This is a genomic window from Clostridium sp. MCC345, from assembly GCF_018785345.1.
Lineage (GTDB): Bacteria > Bacillota > Clostridia > Lachnospirales > Anaerotignaceae > Anaerotignum_A > Anaerotignum_A faecicola.
The window spans coordinates 1-2908 of the sequence record NZ_WQPP01000014.1 but is presented as its reverse complement, the minus strand read 5'-3'; the positions used below and the strand labels follow the sequence as shown (position 1 = coordinate 2908).

Sequence of the window (2908 nt, the reverse complement as noted above, 5' to 3'; positions counted from 1 at the left end):
ACGGAGAATGAAGCTCCGCAGGACGCACTACTCTCGACAGAGAGTATAGAAGTGCGCCCTTTAGTTCCTAAAGGGATTTTCTTCTGACCCAAATTATATAAAATGTAGATCAAGACATTTCTAAGAGGTACTCTCAGATTTTCACAACATAAGGTTCATCTTCAATAATACCCTGATCGTGGGTAACAATGATAACCGTTTTACCTTCTTCATTGAGTTCGTGCAATAACCTCATAACAATATCTCTATTTTTCTTGTCAAGTGAGCCAGTAGGTTCATCTGCCAAAACAACAGAACATTTTTTCATCATAAGACGAGCTAAAGCAACTCTCTGTTGTTCACCACCGGAAAGCTGATAAACTTTTTTGTTAACTTCCTTTGATAACCCCACACGATTAAGAGCTTCTTTAAGTGATACTTTAGTTCGGCTTGATTTTTTAATCAAACTTAAATTTTCTTTAACTGTCTTATTTTCAAGCAGTGCAAAATTCTGAAAAAGAAACCCCACTGTATCCGCAAAAAAACTGTTTTTATTTTTAAGCCGGGTAATATTCAGCCCTTCGATTATGATACTGCCGCTATCCGGTTTTTCGATACCACCAATCATATTGAGTAAAGTGCTTTTTCCACTGCCGCTATCGCCGCTGATTACTACAAAACTTCCATCCGGAATTTCTAAATTAAAGTTAGAGAAAATTATTTTCTCTCCAAATGCTTTATTTAAGCCACGAATTATAATCATAAACATCCTCCCTTCAATGACTTTGAGATATTTGTTTTTTCAACCCACATAATATTTGTGAAAATGATTGCCATTTCAATAATGGTGAGCAACGCTCCAATCAGTAAAGCAATCCCGACACTTGCGTTAGATATAAAAATTGAAACAATGCAAATCAATATCACAACGGCTATATTTTCTAAGAGATTAACGGAAATAAATCTTTTGTGCCTTTCATAAAAGCGATAGCCCAAAACCTTTTTGAGGGAGATTTCCATCGCATTAAGTCTAAATTCCATTTTCACTTCAGATATGATGATAGCGATATCTAACAGCAATACTAATACGCAAAGAGAGCTTATAAAGCCAATCAGTTTCACGAGGAAACTATGACTATAAATGTAATCCTCTCCGACATTCGTCAGCATAAAATAGTGTGAACCAAGCTGTTCTGAATATTTTTTCGCAACACTGCGAATTGTGCTTTCATCGCATCCGTAGATTACCTCACCATTATATGTTCCTGTTTCGATATAACTTCCATTTAAAGCAACAGCCTCATTTGCCTGATAAATCACAATCGGATTTGTTACTCTTGACAATCCGTCAATAGCCTCTTCTCTGTTCGAATTGAGATAATAAAATTGTTCTCTGCCAGAATATTCTTTATAAACAACACGCAGTTCTTCTGCATTTTGGGTAAGAGAGCCAATTTCCTCTTTTGCGATATCTTTGTATGATTCCGCATTTCTTCCCTTTGGCACGAAGACCACGATATCCTCTTTTTCATCATCTTCAGTAAGCATATCAGAAAACCCTTGTAGCATATCTCTGGCATTATGATTTACAAAAATATAATTATCCGTATCGCTTATCCGGCTGCCTATGCAGACCACCGGATTTATCGTGTTGTATTCATTTTCGTAAAGGTCATTCCAAAATTTGCTCTCTTTGGATTCCTCCTCATTTTCTTCAAAAGGAGGTTCAATCTGCATAACTCCAAAATAATAATCATTATAATGATTTTCTAAAAGAGTAGTGTTTGTAAGTAAATTACCTTGAATGCTACTGAGATTTGTAGTTATTGTAAAAATTGTCATAGCAGTAGCAAATACTTTAAGACCGTTCAGAAGATAAAACATACCTTTTTTATCTGAAGCATTGGCAAAGGCTTTTTTTACATCAAAGCGGACAAAAGCAGCATAAGGAATTACGGAAAGAACTGCTCCGGCACAATACACTGCCAAAATGAGATGATCTTCATACGCTCCCGATATAAATTGAGAAACAAGCAACTTTGCTAAGACGAATAATGCAGCATATGAAATCATATCAGCCACTACAGCTTTTAGAGCAATCACAGCAGCATTTTCGCCCAGAGAAGCTCGTACAACTACTTCCTTTTGCCTGCGTATCACCTCAATCATATTAAGTACAATCATCAATATGGCAACCAGGCCCCAAACAATGAACATCATATCAGTTTCGGTTGATTGCCAAAACTCTGGCTGCGATATAGAATATTCTTTTGCCAAATCTTGATATGTGGCAATAATGTCATCATCATCACCGATATAGCTGACCATTATTTCCTGTCCATTGCCTGTGTTTTTTGCTTCTCTAAAATCTTCAAATTCTATTACGGTGATTCCACCTATCAAAGCCGTATATGTTTTTTCCTCAATATCCATTGTGCTTTTAAGACTATCCCGAACAACGGTATCATCACCATAAATATAAAGTCTTGTCTGATAATTAGAAACTCTCTGATTAAAAGTCGAAAAAATATGAACACCATGCTTCTCAGCTGTATCTTCTGCATTGGCTAAAAATGAATCCATATCGTCATTAGTAGTTGTGTATCTGGACGATAAATAATAAGCACCATTAAAGTTCCAGAGCATATTTTGATATACTTCAGCTTGCATAACAAAAGCAAAAATAATCGTAATCAACAGCAATATATTTCTTATATGTTTCATTTGAAATTCTTAAACCTCCTTTGAATAGGTAACAGACACACGATTGCCCAAAATACTAATATGGATTTTTTCATACAACCACATTCTCTTGTTAGATTCTAATTTTCCGTTTTCTTTATTCGCATAAATTATACCATAAAACTTGTGAACAATTCTACCGCAACTTTGGACTATATGAGAAAAGTCCGAACAGTTTTCTGCCCGG

General features: G+C 35.6%; 3 protein-coding genes. All 3 read right to left on the bottom strand.

Features of this window, described 5'->3' with window-relative positions; translation table 11 throughout:
• Positions 1 to 133: 133 nt before the first annotated feature.
• A complete protein-coding gene (locus GPK49_RS04080) occupies positions 134 to 742 on the bottom strand; it encodes an ATP-binding cassette domain-containing protein (RefSeq protein WP_002593328.1) in 609 nt (202 codons plus the stop codon).
• Positions 739 to 2703 carry a bacteriocin-associated integral membrane family protein gene (locus GPK49_RS04075; protein ID WP_004845300.1) on the bottom strand — a complete coding sequence of 655 codons (1965 nt, stop codon included), beginning with the start codon at positions 2701 to 2703 and terminating at the stop codon, positions 739 to 741. The genes GPK49_RS04080 and GPK49_RS04075 overlap by 4 nt, the downstream gene beginning before the upstream one ends.
• Before the next feature lie 9 nt (positions 2704 to 2712).
• Positions 2713 to 2908, bottom strand: a 196-nt coding sequence (locus GPK49_RS04070) for a hypothetical protein (protein ID WP_215676827.1), incomplete at its 5' end; no start/stop codon positions are given.

What these genes read in the sequence shown, in the direction of transcription:
- GPK49_RS04075 (WP_004845300.1), bottom strand. Translation starts at nt 2,703, where the DNA reads ATGAAACATATAAGAAATATATTGCTGTTGATTACGATTATTTTTGCT.
- GPK49_RS04080 (WP_002593328.1), bottom strand. Translation starts at nt 742, where the DNA reads ATGATTATAATTCGTGGCTTAAATAAAGCATTTGGAGAGAAAATAATT.